Source organism: Candidatus Burkholderia verschuerenii (assembly GCF_001189365.1).
In the GTDB taxonomy this organism is placed as follows: domain Bacteria; phylum Pseudomonadota; class Gammaproteobacteria; order Burkholderiales; family Burkholderiaceae; genus Caballeronia; species Caballeronia verschuerenii.
In genome coordinates this window covers 1-19,256 of record NZ_LFJJ01000024.1, presented here as the reverse complement: position 1 = coordinate 19,256, position 19,256 = coordinate 1, and the positions used below count along the sequence as shown (strand labels likewise).

The following is a 19,256-nucleotide window of genomic DNA, read 5'->3' as shown; positions in this document are numbered from 1 at the left end:
AGACGATCATGCAGGCTTTCGGCACCATGCCCGTTCGCGGGCAGTTCGACGCGAATATCGGCGGGTACGAAAGCAGCATGTCTTTGAATAAGAAAACGCGGCGCGCGGACACGACGCCAAGGACGCACGAAGCATCATGACCACGCGCAACGCACGCATCGACCTCGCTGCCATTCCGCGCAGCTCGGAAGTCGAACGCGATTTCGAATTCACATCGGCGGATTTCGCCCGCATTCGCGAGCTGATTCATCGCCGGGCGGGCATCTCGCTGTCCGATCACAAACGGGACATGGCGTATAGCCGGCTTGCACGCCGTCTGCGCGCCTGCGGCCTGGAGACCTTCAAACAATATCTCGATCGCCTCGAAGCGAACGAGGACAGCGCGGAGTGGGAAGCTTTCACGAACGCGCTGACGACCAACCTCACCGCGTTTTTCCGCGAGTCGCATCATTTTCCGATTCTCGCGGACTTCGCCAAGCGTCGCGCGCAGCCGTCTCAGCCGTTCAGCGTGTGGTGCTCGGCGGCATCGACGGGCGAGGAACCGTATTCCATCGCGATGACGCTGGTCGAAGCGCTCGGCGATCACGCCGCGCGGCAGTGCACGATCTACGCGAGCGACATCGACAGCCAGGTTTTGCAGAAGGCCGACGCGGGCGTGTATTCGCTCAATCAGGTCAAGGCGCTGCCGACCGAACGCCTGAAGCGCTTCTTCCTGAAGGGCACGGGCGCGCACGCGGGACTCGTGAAAGTGCGTCCCGAACTGCGCGCGATGGTGAACTTCGGCCGCGTGAATCTGACCGACGCGCGCTACGACGTGAAAGGCCCGTACGACGCGATCTTCTGCCGCAACGTGATGATCTATTTCGACAAGCCAACGCAAGGGCAAGTGCTGTCGCGCTTCGAACCGCTGATGAAGCCGGGCGCGCTGCTGTTCGCCGGTCATTCGGAAAACTTCACGTATGTGACGCAGGCATTCCGTTTGCGCGGTCAGACGGTGTACGAACTGACGCGCGACGCGAAAACGGGCGGCATCGCGCCGAAAACGCTGCGTACGCTCGCGGGAGAACCGGCATGAGCGGGCTGCCGATCGCGTCGAACCTGTATTTCGACAATCATTTCAAGAAGCCGGGCGTGAAGCTGCTGCCCAACGAGTTTTACATGACCAGCGAAGACATGGTGCTGGTCACCGTGCTCGGGTCGTGCGTGGCGGCGTGCATCAACGATCGCACGGCGGGCATCGGCGGCATGAATCACTTCATGTTGCCCGATGACGGAGCGGATGCGTCGTCGGCGGCATCGGATTCGATGCGCTACGGCGCGTATGCGATGGAAGTGCTGATCAACGAGATGATCAAGCGCGGCGGACGTCGCGAGCGCTTCGAAGCGAAGGTGTTCGGCGGCGGCGCGGTGTTGACCGGCATGACGACCATCAACATCGGCGATCGCAACTCGGAATTCGTGCGCCGTTATCTGGCGCTGGAAAAGATCCGCATCACCGCCGAGGACTTGCAGGGCATGTATCCGCGCAAGGTCGCGTTCATGCCGCGCACCGGTCAGGTGATGGTCAAGAAACTGATGACTCAGCACGATCCGGTCGTGCTCGAGCGCGAGCAGGCGCTCGTGCAGCGCACGCCGGAACAGCGCGCGGAACGCCTTGCGAAAGCGCGGGCGCGCGTCGAGCTGTTCAATACCCATCAAACCAAACCCACGGCGGCCGCGAGCATCGCGGCGAAGCCGCGGGTGGAACTGTTCGGCGCAAGTCATGCGGCCAACGCGGCTGCAGCGGCGAGCAAGGCCACCGCGAGCACGCTGGCATCGATCAGCACGGCCACGAGCCGCGCTGCCGTGAAGCCGCGCGTCGAACTCTTTGGCAACGGTCCTCGCGGCGCGAAAGCGGCGGAGGAAGCATGAGCATCGTCAATCCGATCACTATGGACAGAACGGCAAACAAATCCGCCGCGCCGAAGATCAAGGTGCTGTGCGTCGACGATTCGGCGCTGGTGCGCAGTCTGATGACGGAAATCGTCAACTCGCAGCCCGATATGCACGTCGTCGCGACCGCGCCCGATCCGCTCGTCGCGCGTGAACTGATCAAGCAGCATAACCCCGACGTGCTGACGCTCGACGTCGAAATGCCGCGCATGGACGGCCTCGACTTTCTCGAAAAGCTGATGCGCCTGCGGCCGATGCCGGTCGTGATGGTGTCGTCGCTGACGGAACGCGGCAACGAAATCACGCTGCGCGCGCTGGAACTCGGCGCGGTCGATTTCGTGACCAAGCCGAAAGTCGGCATCCGCGACGGCATGCTCGATTACGCCGAAAAGCTCGCCGAGAAGGTGCGCGCGGCAGCGCGTGCGCGGGTGCGTCAGGCGACCCACGCGACGCAGGCCGCAAGCGCTCCCGCTCAAGGCTTGCCGGCCAAGCCCGCGCCGCATTTCAACAATCCGCTGGTCTCGACCGAAAAGCTCGTGATCGTCGGCGCGTCGACGGGCGGCACGGAAGCGATCCGCGAAGTGCTCGTGCCGCTGCCGCCGGATGCGCCCGCCGTGCTGATCGCGCAACACATGCCGCCGGGCTTCACGAAGTTGTTCGCGCAACGCCTGAACGGGCTGTGTCGTATCTCGGTGAAGGAAGCCGAACACGGCGAGCGCGTGCTGCCGGGCCACGCGTATATCGCGCCGGGCCACGCGCATCTGTTGCTGGCGCGCAGCGGGGCGAACTACGTCGCGCATCTGTCGGATGCGCCGCCGGTCAACCGGCATCGTCCGTCGGTGGATGTGCTGTTTCGCTCGGCGGCGACGCACGCGGGCAAGAACGCCATCGGCGTGATCCTGACCGGCATGGGCCGCGACGGCGCGGCGGGGCTGCTCGAAATGCAACAGGCGGGCGCGTACACGCTCGCACAGGACGAAGCGAGCTGCGTGGTGTTCGGCATGCCGCGCGAAGCGATTTTATTGGGCGGCGCGAGCGAAATCGCGCCGTTATCCGAAATGAGCCGGCGCGTGATGACGCGGCTGGCATCGATGGGCGAACGCGTGCAACGCGTCTAACCGGTTTGATTACGCGGCATCGCCGCATTGAATGGATTACACGGGAGTAGTGATGGACAAGAACATGAAGATCCTCGTCGTCGACGATTTTCCGACGATGCGCCGTATCGTGCGCAACCTGCTCAAGGAGCTGGGTTACACGAACGTCGACGAAGCGGAAGACGGCCTCGCCGGTCTCGCGCGTCTGCGCGGCGGCGGCTTCGATTTCGTGGTGTCGGACTGGAACATGCCGAACCTCGACGGTTTGTCGATGCTTCAGCAGATCCGCGCCGACGCGGCGCTGGCGCATCTGCCGGTGCTGATGGTCACGGCGGAATCGAAGAAGGAAAACATCATCGCGGCGGCGCAGGCCGGTGCGAACGGTTACGTCGTGAAGCCCTTCACGGCCGCCACGCTCGACGAGAAAGTCACCAAGATTCTCGAGAAAGTGAAGATGGCCAAAGCGGGAGGCTGATCGTGACCGATCTGACTTCTGAACTCGCCGCGCAGATCGCGGAAGCGGTCGAAGCCGAGGGCGATGCATCGAGCGATCGCATTCTCACGCGCATCGGCCAGGTGACGCGCGCGCTGCGCGACTCGATGCGCGAGCTCGGCCTCGACAAGCAGGTCGAAGCCGCCGCGCAAGCCGTGCCCGACGCGCGCGATCGGCTGAAGTACGTCGCCACGATGACCGAGCAGGCGGCCGAACGCGCGCTGAACGCGATCGAAAAGGCCCAGCCGATGCAGGACGCGATGCAGCGCGAAGCGCTCGCCCTCGATGCCCGCTGGGGCACGTGGTATGGCGCACCGCTTGCTGAAGGAGAGGCAGGCGAACTGCTCGCGCAGACCCGCAGCTTCTTGCAGAGCGTGCCGGAGCGGACCTCCGCGACCAATGCGCAACTGATGGAAATCATGCTCGCGCAGGATTTTCAGGATCTGACCGGCCAGGTGATCAAGAAGATCACGGAAGTCGTGTATCTGATCGAACAGCAACTGCTGGGCGTGCTGCTGGAAAACATCGCGCCCGAGCGGCGCGAGCAGTTCGCGGCATTGGCGGCGTTGTTGATGTCGGCGGCGACCGGCACGCCCGACTCGCTGCTGAACGGTCCGCAGATCAATCCGGAAGGCCGCAGCGACGTGGTGCAAGACCAGTCGCAAGTGGACGATTTGCTGGCCAGCCTCGGCTTCTGACGGCTCGCGGCGCGCGTGAAAACGCGCGCCGCATTCCGCCTGCATTTCGCCCAATAAGTTCACCGCGCGCGTCCCGCCGCGCGGTATTGCTGAAATGCCATGTTTTTACGAACGACATGACTATTTCTCATGACTGGCATACTGTCGGTTTCGCATGTAAAAAACGTTTGCGAACCAAAGGGTGACTTGATTGTCAGTCACTATCGTCAGAACCGGCCGCGCCTCTCGCGCGCAGCCGGATAAAAAGGAATGGGAGGCCCAGTGAAGGCATCGAAGCAATCCCGTCGCGGGACTCTTACACACGCGATGGCGATCGTCGCAGGCGTGCTCGGCGTCTGTATCGCATCGCCCGCGTTCGCCGTGTTGGGCGGCAACCCGATCGATGCGCCGAAGGGCGCCACGGCCGGCGACACGATCCAGCGCACGGCGAAGGTCGCCGCCGCATCCGGCGCATCGTCCAGGTCGACGACCAGCTACACCATGCGCTCGACGACGCTCGCGAGCGGCACGGTCATCAACGAATATCTGTCCACGGATGGCTCCGTGTTCGGCATCGCGTGGCGTGGCCCGCGCGTGCCCGATCTCGCCACCCTGCTCGGCAGCTACTTCCCGCAATATCAGCAAAGCCTGAAAGCGCAGCGCGCGGCGGACGCGGAGTCGTGAGCGTGCAGGACGCGGGCCTCGTGGTCCAGTCCAGCGGCCACATGGGCTCGTTCGCCGGCGTCGCGTATCTGCCGCAGGCACTGCCCGCAGGCGTGTCCGCCAGCGACATCCAATAAGCGAGGGGAGATCCAGAATGCTTAGAACGACACCTGGCGCCCGCGCTTCTTCCTCGCGCAGCGGCGGCATCGCGCGCTGGCTCGGCGTGCTTTTCCTCGCGTTGACGCTGGCCGCGTGCGGCGGCGGCAGCGACAACAGCAGTTCCAGTTCGAGCGGCGGCTCCTCCGGCTGCGGTTCGTCGGGCGGCTCGACCGGCGGCGGCACGGGCAGCGGCTCGATCAGCACGGCGACCGCGCAACCCGATCCGGTCAACAACACCAACGCGGTGCCGATCACGGTCAATTCGGGCGCGGCGAACTTCGTCAATATCCCGAATGTCTCGGTGACGGTATGCGCGCCCGGCACCAACGTGTGTCAGACCATCGACAACATTCAGCTCGATACGGCGTCGTTCGGCCTGCGTCTGGTCAGTTCGGCGGCGCAGCAGGTGCTTGGCAATCTGCCGGTCGTGCAATCGTCGAGCGGCGGTCAGCTCGCCGAATGCGCGGGCTTCGCCGATGGCTACACCTGGGGCACCGTCCGTACCGCCGATGTCCGCATGGGCACCGAGCAGGCGTCGAACATTCCGATTCAGATCATCGGCGATCTCGCGTCGAGCGCCGCGCCGACCGGCCTCAACGGCTGCCCGTCCGGCAACGACGAAAGCACGGTCGCGGAAATCGGCGCCAACGGCATTCTCGGCGTCGGCGCGGCGACCTACGACTGCGGCAGCTCGTGCGCGAGTTCGGCGCAGAACGGCATGTACTTCACATGCGCCAACGGCACGAACTGCACCGGCGTGATCGCGCCGCGCGCCCAGCAGGTCATCAACCCGGTGACGAAGTTCGCGGTCGACAACAACGGCGTGATCGTGCAGTTGCCGCCCGTCGCGGATACCGGCGCGGCCACCGCATCCGGCACGCTGATATTCGGCATAGGGACGCAGAGCAACAACGCGTTGACCGGCGTGACCAAGTACGGCACCGATGGCTTCGGCGATCTGTCCGGCGTGTACAAGGGCACGACGTATCAGACCTTCTTCGATACCGGATCGAACGGCAACTTCTTCCAGGACAGCTTCACGCTGTGCTCGAGCACGAGTTCGTTCTATTGCCCGTCGTCGGAGCAGTCGCTGTCGACGGCCATCACCGGCACCGAAGGCAACACGACCACGGTTCCGTTCGCGCTGGTGAGCGCGCGCACGCTGACCTCGGGCGGCGGCAAGTTCGCCTTCAATAGCCTGGGCGGTCAGTTGGGCATGTCGGGATTCTTCGACTTCGGTCTGCCGTTCTACTTCGGCCGCCATGTTTACGTGGGCTATGACCTGTCGGGAAGCGCGCCTTACGTGTCGTTCTGATCCGGCGTTCCGATCGCGCGAGCCGAAACCGGCTCGCTGCAAAAAACCGGCTGCGTTTGAACGCGCAGCCGGTTTTTTTTCGTCATTCGCCCGCGCGCGGCTTGCGTGGAGCTTTCTCGAAAAGCGCGTCGTAGAGCCAGCGCGGCAGCACATGCAGCAGCATGCCGGCGATACGCATCTGCCACGGAAAAGTGGCGTAGCGGACGCGCCGCGCGATGGCATCCGCCGCCTTCGATGCGAAGCGATCGGCGTTCATCAGAAAGGGTATCGGATACGGATTGTGCGCGGTCATCTCGGAGCGCACGTAACCCGGCGCGATGGTAACCACCGCGACGCCGCGCGGCCGCATCTCGACGCGCAACGATTCCAGATACTTCGTCGCCGCCGATTTCGACGCGCTGTACGCGCCTGATCCGGGCAGCCCGCGCACGCCCGCGACGCTCGAAATGCCTACCAGCGTGCCGCGACGCGCGGCCGTCATCGAGGCGACGAACGGCTCGAAGGTGGCGGCCATCGCGAGGTAATTGGTGTCCATCACGGCGCGGAAGGCGTCGAGGTCGCCGTGGCCGGTGAGCGCGCCGCGGCTGATGCCCGCGTTGGCGATGACGATATCCGTCGCGCCCTGTTCGGCGATAAAGCGGCGCGCGGCATCGGCGAGCGCGTCGTGATCGCGCACGTCGACGGGATAAATCGAGATGGAAGCGTGGGGAAAGCGGGCGGCGAATGCCGCGAGAGACTCGGCGCGGCGGGCGACGAGGCCGGCCCCGCGTTTGACATACTCTTCGGCCAGCGCGAGGCCGATGCCGCTCGATGCGCCGGTGATGAAAACCTTCAGCGGAACTGCGTTCATACCGGCGCGCGCGGGCTTACATCTTCTTGTCGCGAACTTGCTGGACGATAAAGTCCATCACGTCGGTCGTGCCCTTCAGGCTGTTGGTCTGCGCCGGGCCCGTCACGTACTTGCCCTGGATGATGACCGTCGGCACGCCGTCGATGTGATAGTCGGTGAGCAGCTTGGCATCGCGCTGAATATCGCTCTGCGTCGAGAACGAGTTGTAGGTGTCCATGTACTTCTTCGGATCGACGCCCTGCGTCTTGAGGAAGTCGGCCTGCGCCTGCGGCGTCAGCAGATAGTTCTTCTTGACGTGGATCTCGTTGAAGACGGCCGGCGTGAGCTTTTCCGCGAGACCCATCGCGACGAGCGCGTGATACATCTTCGAGTGCGGAATGAAGTCGTCGCGGAATGCAACCGGCACGCGCTTGAAGACGACATCCGGTCCCAGCTTCTTTTCCCAGGCTTCGAGGTACGGCTCGAATTCGTTGCAATGCGGGCAGCCGTACCAGAAGAATTCGATGACCTCGACCTTGCCGGCGGGCGCGCCGACCGGCTGAGGCGCTTGCAGCACCGTGTAGTCCTTGCCCTGAGTCGGCGCGGCCTGAACGGCGGTGGCGACGCTCATCGACGCGGCGGCGATGCCGAAGGAAAGGGCGAGGGCGCTAAACAGTTTTTTCATGATCGGAGAGGAAACCTGAGAAGACCGTAAGTGGGACACACGTCGCTTAAGCGTGGCTTAAGGCGAAACCGCCCGCGACCGCGTGAAGCGGGGCAGGCGGCGTCATGTTCACTGTTTCGAGAAGCGGATCACGGCGGTATCGACACCCGCGTCCGACAGACGCTGGCGAGCCGTGTTCATTTCCTCGAACTTCGCGAACGGACCGATGCGAACGCGATAGTACGTCACACCGCCCGCATCGCGCTGCGTCACCTTCGATTCGAAGCCCTGGAAGCCCAGACGCGCGCGCTGCTGTTCGGCGTCCTGCTGCGTCTTGTACGCGCCGACTTGCAGGTAATAGCCGGTGTTGACGTCGCCTGGCGCGGGCGGCGTGGTCTTGGCGGGCTGCGAGCCGCCCTTGGCGATGGCCGCGCTGCCGGCGTTCGGCGCGCTGGCGGCCGGCTTGGCGGCATTTTGCGTCGCCGATGCGGCGCTGCCCGACGGCGGCACTTCGACGATCTGCGGTTCGTCGAGCATGCCCGACGATTGCGTCTGATTGCTGGTCTGGCCCGGTGCGGTATTCGGCGGCGTGGGTTGAGCGGCCTGCGGCACGGCCTGACCCGGCGTCTTGCCTTGCAGCGGACGGTTCGGATCGTAAGGCTGGGCGGACTGGGACGACGACGAGGCGTTGTCCGGCGACGACGGCGCGACCTTCGCCACGAACGGCGTCGGTGCGCGCGTGATGTACAGCGCGACGATCACGGCGATCGCCAGGCCGACGATCAGGCCCAGCACGATGCCGAGAAACGTTCCCCCGGTTTGCTTCGACTGCTTGGATTGCTTGGTCGTGCGGCGTGGTTTTGCCATCGTATGAATCACCTGCGAAAAGTCTTCGAGTGGGCCGACGATTATAGCTGTGGCACAAGTCAGAGCCGCGCCATGCTGTCGTACGCGCACGCCGAATTTGTCATTTTCGAAGCATGCGCGGCCGGCAGACGGCACGCTTTTACATTTTTTGAGGAGCGGACACGCCGATGGTCGCGAGCCCGTTGTCGAGCACCTGACGCGTCGCCGCCAGCAACGCGATGCGCGCGTCGCGCTCCTTCTGGTCGTCGACGAGCACGCGCTCGGCATTGTAGAATGAGTGAAATTCCCCGGCGAGATCGCGCAGATAGAACGCGACCGCGTGCGGCGCGAGTTCGTCGGCAGCGTGTGAGAGCATCTCGGGATACTCGGCGAGCTTGTTGAGCAGCGCCATCGCGCGGTCGCTGGACAGCGGCGACAGATCGGCCTGCGCTGCCTTCGACACGTCGCCGCCGAACTTCTCCTTCCAGTCGTTGAGAATCGTGCAGATGCGCGCATGGGCGTATTGCACGTAATAGACCGGATTTTCGTCGTTCTGCTTCAGCGCGAGATCGATGTCGAACACGAATTCGGTATCCGCCTTGCGCGAGATGAGGAAGAAGCGCACGGCATCGCGGCCGCGACGGATGGTGTCCTCGTCGATCTGATCCGGCGCGGTTTCATGTCCCGGCGCGAGACCGCCCGACCATTCGATCAGATCGCGCACTGTCACGTAGCTGCCCGCGCGCTTGGAGATTTTCACTTCCTGACCGTTGCGCATGACGGTGACCATCTTGTGCAGCACGTAGTCGGGATAGCCCTTGGGAATGCCGACGCCCAGACCCTGCAAACCGGCCCGCACGCGCGCGATGGTGCCGTGGTGATCCGAGCCCTGCACGTTGATGACCTTGGTGAAGCCGCGCTCCCACTTGGTCACGTGATACGCGACGTCCGGCACGAAGTACGTGAACGTGCCGTCGGACTTGCGCATCACGCGGTCCTTGTCGTCGCCGTCGTCGGTGGTGCGCAGCCAGAGCGCGCCGTCCTGCTCGTAGGTCTTGCCGGCATCGACGAGTGCCGCCACGGTCTTTTCGACGCGGCCTTCCTTGTACAGCGACGACTCCAGATAGAACTGGTCGAACTTCACGCCGAAAGCGGTCAGATCCAGATCCTGCTCGTGACGCAGATACGCCACCGCGAAGTTGCGGATCGCTTCGAGGTCGTCGACGTCGCCTTTACCCTTGACCGGCTCGCCGTCGTTGGCGGCGACGGTTTCGCCAGCCATGTAGTCGCGCGCGATATCCGCGATGTACTCGCCGTTGTACGCGGCGTCCGGCCATTCGGCGTCGCCGGGCTTGAGGCCGCGCGCGCGCAGTTGCGTCGAGGTGGCGAGATTGCCGATCTGCACGCCCGCGTCGTTGTAATAGAACTCGCGATGGACGGCGTAGCCTTGCGTGTCGAGCAGATTGGACAGCGCGTCGCCGAGCGCGGCCTGACGGCCGTGGCCAACGTGCAGCGGACCGGTCGGATTCGCCGACACGAACTCGACCAGCACGCGCTTGCCGGCGTCGCGCGTCGAGCGTCCGTAGGCGCGGGCTTCGCCGAGCACGGCCGGGATCACGTCTTGCTTCGCCTTGGCCGCGAGCCGCAGATTGATGAAGCCGGGGCCCGCGACTTCCGCGCTTTCGACCAGACCTTTCGCGTTCGGCGCGGCCAGCAGTGCATCGACGATTTGCTGCGCGAGCTGACGCGGATTGGCGCGCAGCGGTTTGGCGAGCTGCATCGCGACGTTCGACGCCACGTCGCCGTGCGCCGCGACCTTGGGTCGTTCGAGCACGATCGACGGCGCGACGAAGGCGGCTTCGCTTGCGCCCTGAGTCGCCTGGGCGACGGTGTGGACCGCGTCGGAGAGGAGCGTTTCGAGGGTGAGTTTGTGTGCGGGCAGCATGCTGAGTGTGATCCGGTGGAGCGGGACGTGGCGAGTATCGAACGATATCGAGTGATATCACTGCCAAAATGAGGATTTTAGCAGGTGCTAAACTGTCCAAACACCGTGCTCTTTAGCAACGGTTTGAACAAAACGATCGGCTTGCCGGCGCCTCTCGAATAGCGTCCGGCAGTAATTCAACATAAGCAAAAGGACCTCCCATCATGCTGATCACATTCAAAAGTCCCGCTGCACCCGATGTCATGATGCTCGAAAATCTGGCGGAGTATCTGCTCGGCATCATCGGCAAACCGCTGGGCGAACGGGGCGTCATCACGCACGACGAAATGCCCGCCGCCATCGAAAAGCTCGAAGCGGCCGTGTCCGTCGACAAACAGCAGCGCGCCGAGCACGACGGCCATTTCCACGAAGGCGAGGAAAGGCACGAGCATCACGAAATCCCGATCGGACTGGCGCAGCGCGCGTATCCGTTCCTCGATATACTGCGGCTCTCGCACAAAGAGAACAAAGACATTCTCTGGGGCGTCTGACGCGTCTGCGCGTTTCGGATGCGAAGTAAAGACAAAGCCCGCATCGGCGACGATGCGGGCTTTGTTCTTACCAATCTGCCGAATGAGCGGGCTTACTGCGACTGACCGTTCATCTGCTTCGACGACTTCGACTTCTTGGGCTTCTTCTTGTGCTCGGTTTGCGGCGGCGAGTACGAAGACGCGGTGGTGCTGCTGGCGGGCTGCGCGAACGCGGCCGACCCTGAAGCGAGAACGGCGGCTGCGATCGCTACGGTTACCGCGGACGTCATCTTCTTCATGCGACTTTCTCCGTGACGAAAGTGTGCGTGTCCGTCGTCATGACGGCGTATCGCAGCAACAGTGTATGGAATTACAAAATTCCTCGCCGATCGCACGATTGTTTTCTTCGGCATTACGCCGCGCGTATGGTTTTTTCCAACAACCTGACGCGACGGCGCTGGCGCGGCGAATTCTGTTAGCGTAGCGGCGCGAGCGCGCGCTCCGCATCCGTCGATGAAATCGCCATGCGTTCCGCGAAACTCCGAAGCTGATCGTCGCCGATCTTGCCGACCGAGAAATACGTGCTCTCCGGATGCGCCAGATAGAAGCCCGACACGCTCGCGGCCGGCAGCATCGCCAGCGATTCGGTCAGGCTCATGCCGATCTCTTCCGCCTGAAGCACTTCGAACATTTCGCGCTTGACGAGGTGATCCGGGCACGCCGGATAACCCGGCGCGGGACGAATGCCGGCGTACTTTTCGGAGATCAGCGCGTCGTTGTCGAGCGTTTCGTTCGATGCATAGCCCCACAATTCGCGACGCACGCGCGCATGCAGCGCTTCGGCGAAGGCTTCCGCGAAACGATCGGCGAGCGCCTTCAGCATGATCGCGCTGTAGTCGTCGTGATCGGCTTCGAACTGCGTTTCCTTTTTATCCACGCCCAAGCCCGCCGTGACCGCGAACAGGCCGATATAGTCCTTCATGCCCGAATCCTTCGGCGCGATGAAATCGGCCAGCGACCGGTTCGGACGCATCACGCCGTCGACGACCGGACGCACGCTTTGCTGACGCAGATTGCGCCACGTCATCGCGACTTGCGTGCGCGATTCGTCCGTGTAGATTTCGATGTCGTCGTCGTTCACGGTGTTCGCGGGCAGCAGCGAAATGACGCCGTTTGCCGTCAGCCAGCGGCCCTGAATGATGCGCGAGAGCATCGACTTGCCGTCCGAGAACACGCGCCGCGCCGATTCGCCGACGATTTCATCGTTGAGAATCGCGGGATAGGGACCGGCGAGATCCCAGGTCTGAAAGAACGGCGCCCAGTCGATGTAATTGGCCAGATCGGCCAGATCGTAGTTCTTGAACACGCGACGCCCGATAAACGTCGGCTTCTTCGGCTGATACGCGGTCCAGTCGATCTTCGTGCGGTTGGCGCGCGCTTCGTCGTAGGTGACCATCGGCTGCGCCTTCTTGTTGGCGTGCTGATGACGGATGCGGTCGTAGTCGCTCTTCAGGTCGTCGAGATACTTGGCCGCGCCTTCGTCCGACAACAAGCTCGACGCCACCGACACCGAACGCGATGCGTCCGGCACATACACGACCGGCCCTTCGTAATTCGGCGCGATCTTGACGGCCGTATGCACGCGCGAAGTCGTCGCGCCGCCGATCAAGAGTGGCGTCTGCTTGCCACGGAAGTATTCGTCGCGCTGCATTTCGGAGGCGACGTAAGCCATTTCTTCGAGACTCGGCGTAATCAGACCCGACAAGCCGATGATGTCCGCGCCTTCTTCCTTCGCCTTCTGCAGGATGGTCGCGCACGGCACCATCACGCCCATGTTGACCACTTCGAAGTTATTGCACTGGAGCACGACCGACACGATGTTCTTGCCGATATCGTGCACATCACCCTTCACGGTCGCGATGACGATCTTGCCCTTCGGACGCACGTCCGCGCCCGCTTCGGCGAGCCGCTTCTTTTCTTCCTCGATGAACGGAATCAGATGCGCGACGGCCTGCTTCATCACGCGCGCCGACTTGACGACTTGCGGCAGGAACATCTTGCCCTGACCGAACAGATCGCCGACGACGTTCATGCCGTCCATCAGCGGACCTTCGATCACGTTGATTGGACGGCCGCCCGCCTTGTCGATTTTCTGCCGGACTTCTTCCGTATCTTCGACGATAAAGTTGGTGATGCCGTGCACCAGCGCATGCGACAGCCGCGCCTCGACCGGCTGATTGCGCCATTCGAGGTTCTCTTCCTTCTTGGCCGCGCCGGTCTTGAACTTGTCGGCGACTTCGAGCAGACGATCCGTGCCGTCTTCACGACGATTCAACACGACGTCTTCCACTTTCTCGCGCAGTTCGGCATCGAGATCGGCATACACGCCCAACTGTCCCGCGTTCACGATGCCCATGTCCATGCCCGCCTGAATGGCGTGATACAGGAACACGGTGTGGATGGCTTTGCGCACCGGATCGTTGCCGCGGAACGAGAACGACACGTTCGACACGCCGCCGCTGACCTTCGCGTGCGGCAGGTTCTGCTTGATCCAGCGCGTGGCTTCGATGAAATCGACCGCGTAGTTGTTGTGCTCTTCGATGCCGGTCGCGATGGCGAAGATATTCGGATCGAAGATAATGTCTTCCGGCGCGAAGCCGACTTCGTTGACGAGGATGTCGTACGAGCGCTTGCAGATTTCCGTCTTGCGCTGGAACGTGTCGGCTTGGCCTTTTTCGTCGAACGCCATGACGACCGATGCCGCGCCGTATCGGCGGATCAGGTTCGCGTGATGTTTGAACTGCTCCTCGCCTTCCTTCAGCGAGATGGAGTTGACGATGGCCTTGCCCTGCACGCACTTCAGGCCCGCTTCGATCACTTCCCACTTCGACGAATCGATCATGATCGGCACGCGCGCGATATCCGGTTCGGACGCGATCAGATTCATGAAGCGCACCATCGCGGCCTTCGAATCGAGCATGGCTTCGTCCATGTTGATATCGATGACCTGCGCGCCGTTCTCGACCTGCTGCCGCGCGACGGCGAGCGCTTCGTCGAACTGGCCGTTCAGGATCATGTGCGCGAAGGCTTTCGAGCCGGTCACGTTGGTGCGCTCGCCGACGTTGATGAACAACGAGCCGTCGGTGACGTTGAACGGCTCGAGGCCGGAGAGACGCATGGTGTGGTCGGTCATGTCTTGTATCTCGTTATGCGATGTTAGGCTGCGTCACGATACTGCGACGGAAATTTACGCGGCTTTACTTCCGCAAGCGCCTTCGCGATTTCAGCGATATGCTCCGGCGTCGTCCCGCAACACCCGCCCGCGAGATTCACGAGCCCGGCCGTCGCAAATTCCTTCAGCAATCCCGACGTTACATCCGGCGTTTCGTCGAAGCCCGTATCGCTCATCGGATTCGGCAAACCGGCGTTCGGATAGCACGACACATAGGTATCGCACAGCTTCGCCAGTTCGGCGATGTACGGGCGCATCAGCGCCGCACCCAGCGCGCAGTTCAAGCCGAAGGTGAGTGGCTTCGCGTGACGCAGCGAGTTCCAGAATGCCTCGACCGTCTGCCCCGACAGAATGCGGCCCGATGCATCGGTCACCGTGCCGGAAATCATGATCGGCACGCGCTCGCCCGTGTCTTCGAACAACTCGTCCAGCGCGAACAGCGCGGCTTTTGCGTTCAGCGTGTCGAAGATGGTTTCGACGAGGAACAGATCGCAGCCTGCGTCGAGCAGTGCCTTCGCCTGTTCGTAGTACGCGTCGCGCAGTTCGTCGAAGGTGACGTTGCGCGCGCCCGGATCGTTGACGTCCGGCGAAATGCTCGCGGTCTTAGGCGTCGGTCCGATCGCGCCCGCGACAAAGCGCGGCTTGTCGGGCGTCGAATACTTGTCGCAGGCCTCGCGCGCCAGTTTCACCGACTCGACGTTCATCTCGGCCGCAAGCGACTCCATGCCGTAATCGGCCTGCGCCACGCTCGTTGCGCCGAAGGTGTTGGTCTCTACGATATCCGCGCCCGCGGCCAGATATTGCTCGTGGATCTCGCGAATCACCTGCGGCTGCGTGATCGACAGCAACTCGTTGTTGCCCTTGATATCGCGTTCATAGTCCGCGAAGCGCGCGCCGCGATACGCCGCCTCGTCGAGCTTGTAGCGCTGGATCATCGTGCCCATCGCGCCGTCGAGGATCAGGATGCGCTTCTGCAGCAGCGCGGGAAGCGCCGCGCCGCGCGTATAAGCTTTCGAAATGGCGTTCTGGTTCATGACCGATGACCCTGCGAACAAATGTGAAATAGCCTGACATTGTAGCCGCTGCATCGGCCGATCGCCGTGCGCGGCGGGGGGCGGGCCGTGGCGTCGGCGCAAAAGAAAAACCCCGCCACCAGTGGGGGCGGGGTCATTCAGTGTCGCCTGTGGGTTGGCCGCCCGGGCCGCTGGCGTGGCGGCCGGACGAGCGCGAGCGGCGCTAAGACGCCCGCGCGGCGTGCTTCAGTGAAGCACCACCGGCTGGGTCATCAAGATATCGAACTGGCCGAGGAACTCGTCCACGTCTTCGAGAGACGGCTCTTCCTCGATCAGTTTCTGCACATGCTCGCGGAACTTCGCTGCGAGCGCGCCATCGATGAAGATTTCGCGCTGCGTGTTTTTATCGACGATCTCGTAGCCGCCCGACATCATCGCGAGATGGTTGTCCTGCGGCGGAAATTCGACGACGCAATAGTTAGGGCTGTTGTAGATCATTTGCATGGCGACACTCCTTATTCCTGTTTTGCTCCTGGCAAATCTGAATCTTAGTTGGAGCGACTGGGTTGGAATTCAAGGGGTGGCCTCGACGAATAACGGTTGACATCGAGGCTTTCTTCTCAAACAACATCAAATGGGGTTGCGCAAGAAGCTATCCAGGAGCGCGCTGAAACGTTGAGACTGTTCGACCGGCGACAAATGCGCGGCATCGAGCGTTTCGAATCGCGCGCCGGGTACAGTGTCCGCTATTACCTTGGAAGCAGCAGGCGGCGTGCCACTATCGTGCTCGCCGGCAATCACCAGCGTGCGTGCGTCGATGTTCCGCAACTTGTCGCGCATGTCGAAGCGGCTGACCGCTTCGGCGGCGCGGGCGAAACCCTCGGCTGGCGTACGCGCAATCGTTTCGCCGATCTGTTCCACTACTTCAGGATGCGCCTTTCGGAAGTCCGGCGTCATCCAGCGTTCGAGTGTGGCATCGGCGAGGCTCGTGGTGCCGTGCTCGCGCGCATGGGCGGCACGCTGCGCGAAGGTCGGACGCGCGTCGTCTGGGATAAAGGCGGGCGCGCCGACCACGGTCAGCGAATCGACCCGATCGGCATGATTGGCCGCGAAGGTTTGCGCGATCATTCCGCCGATGGACAAGCCCACGACGTGCGTCGACGGCGCGCCCACGCGATCGAGTAGTTCGGCCAGATCGTCGGCGAGATCGTCGATGCTGAAGGCATCGGTCGAAACAGTGGTGTCGCCATGTCCGCGCAGGTCGTAGCGCAGGACGGTGAAGCGCTCTCGGAAATAGCCGGCCATCTGGTCCCAGACCGAATGATCGCCGCCGAGTTGATGGATGAAGGTCAGCCACGGCCCGCCGCCTTCGTTGTCGAGGACGTAACGGGTGTCGATGCGATTGATCGTCAACTGCATATCGGCTCCGTAAAAAATGCGGTTTGCGATGCTGTTTCCGATGTGCTGCACGAACGTGCGTCCGGTTCAGGCCGAGGAAAAATGTCTGAACTATTGTAGGCCTTTCGGACGCGGTTTCTTCATGCGCATCTTACGTGCCCGGTTGCTGCGGCGCGCCAGGCGGCTGAAGTTTGCCCGACCACAGCAGTTCGATTTGCATTCCGTTCGGCTCGGTTTGAAGAATTCTCACAGGGAGCCATCCGAGCGACGGCGCGAGCCAGATATCGAGTTTGCGCTTGTCGCCGTCGCGGCGCGGCAGGCGCGTGAAATGACGCGCCGCAGCAAAGCCGTCGCGGGTCTGCACGTTTTCATCGCCGACGGTTTCGATCGTCCAGGTTTCGTTGCTGTCATTGTCCGCGACACCGAATTGGCGCGTCACGCCGGGCTTGTACTTGTCCGGATCGCCGCGCACGAGGCTCGCCAGTTGCATGACGACGCTGAAGCGGTCTTGCGCGCCATCGGCGAGCGGCTGCGACTGCGGCGTCTTCGTGTAGACGATCTGCTTCGTCTCGCGATTGAAAATGGCGATATCGGCGGCGCGGCGGCCGCGTTGCTCCGAATATTGCTCCGGCGCGACGCCGAAGCCGTCGATGTGACCCTTGCTCGAATAGAGGAACGGCCCGACAAAAGGCAGCGGAATCGACACGACCATTTCGTAATGCTGGCCGTCGTTGAGCCAGTGGATCGTGCCGGTCTGATTCATCATGCCGTTGACGAGCGTGTCGTAGCGGAGATCGCCGGTCGGCGGCACGCTGAATTTGTCGCCTGATGGCGGGGCGGCTGGGGCCTTTTGCGCTGCTTGCGACGCTTGCGCCGCTGCGGCTTGCGCGGAGGCCGCTTGTGCCGCCGATGCAGCCTGCGCTGCCGCGATGGCGGCTTCGTCGGGCTTGGGCGGTGTCGTCGCGCTGAGGACCGGCTCGGCGGGTTGCGCGGGCTTCGGTGCGGTTTTCGGCGTTACTGGCGCAGGCGTAGGCGCGGGTTTCGGCGCGGCGGGTTTCGCAGCGGGCACAGGCGCAGGCGGCGTCGGCGCGGGCGGCGCGACCGGCTTCGGCGTCAGCAATTCGATCTGCACCGGCGGCGGTTCGACGGGCGGCGCGTTCGACGGCTGCCGCGCATGGTCGATCCACCGCATCGCGCTCCAGTGCAGCGCGGCGACGATCAGAACGGCCAGCGCCCAGCGCCCCCAGCGACGCGGCGTGGCGTCGCGTTCGGCGGCGGAATCGGGCGGATCGCCGTCAGCGGGGCGAGGGCGGTGAGACGAAAACAATGACATCGGGCAATGGTTCGGGGCGATCGCGCGTTACGTTACACGCGGGGAGAGCACGCGGAACATTCGGAACAGGTGAGATACACGCCGATTGGGCGATGTTCCTCGCTTCGCATGACGCCGACGCGTCAGCGCTCGCCCGCCTTATACCCTAATTCGTAGGACAAGCCGCGCGCGCATTCGCGTAATTCGGAATCGATCGCGCCGCCCCAGCGCGTATCGAATGCGCCTTCGTGGCCGAGCGCGATCAGGCCGAGCGCGAGTTCGCCGGTCGAATCGAACACCGGCATGCAGAACGCGTGGATGGTCGGCAGCAGCATGCCTTCGACGCGCGATGCCCCGTGTTCGCGCACATCGGCGAGCACCGGTTCCACTTCCGACAACGATTTGCGCGACGCCGACAGCTCGCGCTCGAGCATCGTGCGCGTCTTGCTGCGCGGCAGATACGCGGCGAACAGCAGACCGGTCGCCGACGACAGCAGCGGCATCACGTCGCCGAGCTTGAGCGATGCCTTGGCCGGATAGCTCGATTCCATCCAGTGCACGACCGTCGGCCCCTGATTCCCCCACACGGCGATACCGACGGTGATATCCATCCGGTCACGCAATTCCGCCAGCGCAAGGCGCGCGAGCTTCACGCCGTCGACGCGCGCCAGCCGCGCCAAACCCATTTGCAACGCGAAGCCGCCGAGTTCGTAACGTCCCGACACGGGATCCTGCGATGCCAGTCCCAGCCGCTGAAAACTCACCAGATAGCGATGCGCCTTGGCCGGGCTCATACCCGCGCGCTGGGCGAGATCGCGCAGCATCATCGCGCGCGGTTCGTTGGTGAGCACGTCGAGCAGCCGGAAACCGACCTCGATCGACTGAATGCCGGAACGCGCTTTTTCTTCGCCGGTGTCGGGCGTGTCGAGGGTGTCGTCGTCGGGGGCTTCGGGATGAGTCTGCATGAGTGTGCAAAATGGCCTATGCCGAACGGTCTGGTCGTCGGCGATGATTCACCATCGTAAAATACATTTCTCCTAACGTCACCCTAGGTCCTGTTTACATTTAAGAGCGGCCCGAAGGCAGACACGATGGAGACAAAGGTGAGGTAGCTGTGGGCGAGTTTGTCATATCGAGTGGCGACGCGACGAAAATGCTTGATACGCTTAAAG

Annotated in this window: 19 protein-coding genes and 2 pseudogenes; 9 read left to right on the top strand and 12 right to left on the bottom strand. The window is 63.1% G+C overall.

What is annotated here, in order from left to right:
• Nucleotides 1–8: 8 nt before the first annotated feature.
• The 8 genes and pseudogenes from BVER_RS35135 (at nt 9) to BVER_RS07380 (ending at nt 6,336) form a co-directional block, all read left to right on the top strand.
• Nucleotides 9–140, top strand: a complete 132-nt coding sequence (locus BVER_RS35135) for a hypothetical protein (RefSeq protein WP_269750746.1) — start codon at nt 9–11, stop codon at nt 138–140.
• Nucleotides 134–1,075: a CheR family methyltransferase gene (locus tag BVER_RS07410; RefSeq protein ID WP_083452076.1), complete on the top strand. Its 942-nt coding sequence runs from the start codon at nt 134–136 to the stop codon at nt 1,073–1,075. Before BVER_RS35135 ends, BVER_RS07410 begins: the two co-directional genes overlap by 7 nt.
• Complete coding sequence (gene cheD / locus BVER_RS07405; protein ID WP_050452744.1) at nt 1,072–1,911, top strand: chemoreceptor glutamine deamidase CheD; 840 nt, start codon at nt 1,072–1,074, stop codon at nt 1,909–1,911. Before BVER_RS07410 ends, cheD begins: the two co-directional genes overlap by 4 nt.
• A 20-nt stretch (nt 1,912–1,931) precedes the next feature.
• Complete coding sequence (locus tag BVER_RS07400) at nt 1,932–3,050, top strand: protein-glutamate methylesterase/protein-glutamine glutaminase (protein WP_050452761.1); 1,119 nt, start codon at nt 1,932–1,934, stop codon at nt 3,048–3,050.
• Nucleotides 3,051–3,102: 52 nt separating this feature from the next.
• A complete protein-coding gene (cheY, locus tag BVER_RS07395; protein WP_050452743.1) occupies nt 3,103–3,504 on the top strand; it encodes a chemotaxis response regulator CheY in 402 nt (133 codons plus the stop codon).
• An 11-nt stretch (nt 3,505–3,515) separates the two neighbouring features.
• Entirely contained in the window at nt 3,516–4,220 is a 705-nt protein-coding gene (cheZ, locus tag BVER_RS07390) for a protein phosphatase CheZ (RefSeq protein WP_050452760.1), read from the top strand.
• Between the two features lie 249 nt (nt 4,221–4,469).
• Nucleotides 4,470–4,999, top strand: a pseudogene (locus BVER_RS07385) (DUF2844 domain-containing protein).
• A 17-nt stretch (nt 5,000–5,016) separates the two neighbouring features.
• Nucleotides 5,017–6,336, top strand: a complete 1,320-nt coding sequence (locus tag BVER_RS07380; RefSeq protein WP_050452742.1) for a DUF3443 domain-containing protein — start codon at nt 5,017–5,019, stop codon at nt 6,334–6,336.
• 82 nt (nt 6,337–6,418) lie between these two features.
• On the opposite strand, the gene BVER_RS07375 is transcribed toward BVER_RS07380, so the two are convergent.
• From BVER_RS07375 to argS, 4 genes are all read right to left on the bottom strand, one after another.
• Nucleotides 6,419–7,186 carry an SDR family oxidoreductase gene (locus BVER_RS07375; protein ID WP_050452741.1) on the bottom strand — a complete coding sequence of 256 codons (768 nt, stop codon included), beginning with the start codon at nt 7,184–7,186 and terminating at the stop codon, nt 6,419–6,421.
• A 16-nt stretch (nt 7,187–7,202) separates the two neighbouring features.
• Nucleotides 7,203–7,850, bottom strand: a complete 648-nt coding sequence (locus BVER_RS07370; protein ID WP_050452740.1) for a thiol:disulfide interchange protein DsbA/DsbL — start codon at nt 7,848–7,850, stop codon at nt 7,203–7,205.
• Nucleotides 7,851–7,958: 108 nt separating this feature from the next.
• Nucleotides 7,959–8,696: an SPOR domain-containing protein gene (locus BVER_RS07365; RefSeq protein WP_050452759.1), complete on the bottom strand. Its 738-nt coding sequence runs from the start codon at nt 8,694–8,696 to the stop codon at nt 7,959–7,961.
• Between the two features lie 139 nt (nt 8,697–8,835).
• On the bottom strand, nt 8,836–10,620 hold the full coding sequence (gene argS / locus BVER_RS07360) for an arginine--tRNA ligase (protein ID WP_050452739.1): 1,785 nt from the start codon (nt 10,618–10,620) through the stop codon (nt 8,836–8,838).
• A gap of 203 nt (nt 10,621–10,823) precedes the next feature.
• On the opposite strand from argS, the gene BVER_RS07355 reads away from it, so the two are divergent.
• Nucleotides 10,824–11,150 (top strand): DUF1840 domain-containing protein, encoded by a 327-nt coding sequence (locus BVER_RS07355; protein ID WP_050452738.1) that lies wholly within the window; start codon nt 10,824–10,826, stop codon nt 11,148–11,150.
• 92 nt (nt 11,151–11,242) lie between these two features.
• On the opposite strand, the gene BVER_RS07350 is transcribed toward BVER_RS07355, so the two are convergent.
• The 8 genes and pseudogenes from BVER_RS07350 to BVER_RS32410 all read right to left on the bottom strand — a co-directional run.
• Entirely contained in the window at nt 11,243–11,428 is a 186-nt protein-coding gene (locus BVER_RS07350) for a hypothetical protein (RefSeq protein ID WP_050452737.1), read from the bottom strand.
• 176 nt (nt 11,429–11,604) lie between these two features.
• A complete protein-coding gene (gene metH / locus BVER_RS07345) occupies nt 11,605–14,322 on the bottom strand; it encodes a methionine synthase (RefSeq protein WP_050452736.1) in 2,718 nt (905 codons plus the stop codon).
• Nucleotides 14,323–14,345: 23 nt separating this feature from the next.
• A complete protein-coding gene (locus BVER_RS07340; protein WP_050452735.1) occupies nt 14,346–15,395 on the bottom strand; it encodes a homocysteine S-methyltransferase family protein in 1,050 nt (349 codons plus the stop codon).
• A gap of 225 nt (nt 15,396–15,620) precedes the next feature.
• Complete coding sequence (locus BVER_RS07335) at nt 15,621–15,878, bottom strand: BTH_I0359 family protein (RefSeq protein WP_049656275.1); 258 nt, start codon at nt 15,876–15,878, stop codon at nt 15,621–15,623.
• Between the two features lie 126 nt (nt 15,879–16,004).
• A complete protein-coding gene (locus BVER_RS07330; RefSeq protein WP_050452734.1) occupies nt 16,005–16,793 on the bottom strand; it encodes an alpha/beta fold hydrolase in 789 nt (262 codons plus the stop codon).
• A gap of 130 nt (nt 16,794–16,923) precedes the next feature.
• Entirely contained in the window at nt 16,924–18,105 is a 1,182-nt protein-coding gene (locus BVER_RS07325; RefSeq protein WP_050452733.1) for a DUF3108 domain-containing protein, read from the bottom strand.
• A gap of 122 nt (nt 18,106–18,227) precedes the next feature.
• Nucleotides 18,228–19,049, bottom strand: coding sequence for an IclR family transcriptional regulator (locus BVER_RS07320; RefSeq protein WP_050452732.1), 822 nt, complete (start codon nt 19,047–19,049; stop codon nt 18,228–18,230).
• Nucleotides 19,050–19,132: 83 nt separating this feature from the next.
• Nucleotides 19,133–19,256, bottom strand: a pseudogene (locus BVER_RS32410) (IS5/IS1182 family transposase); the annotation flags it as partial.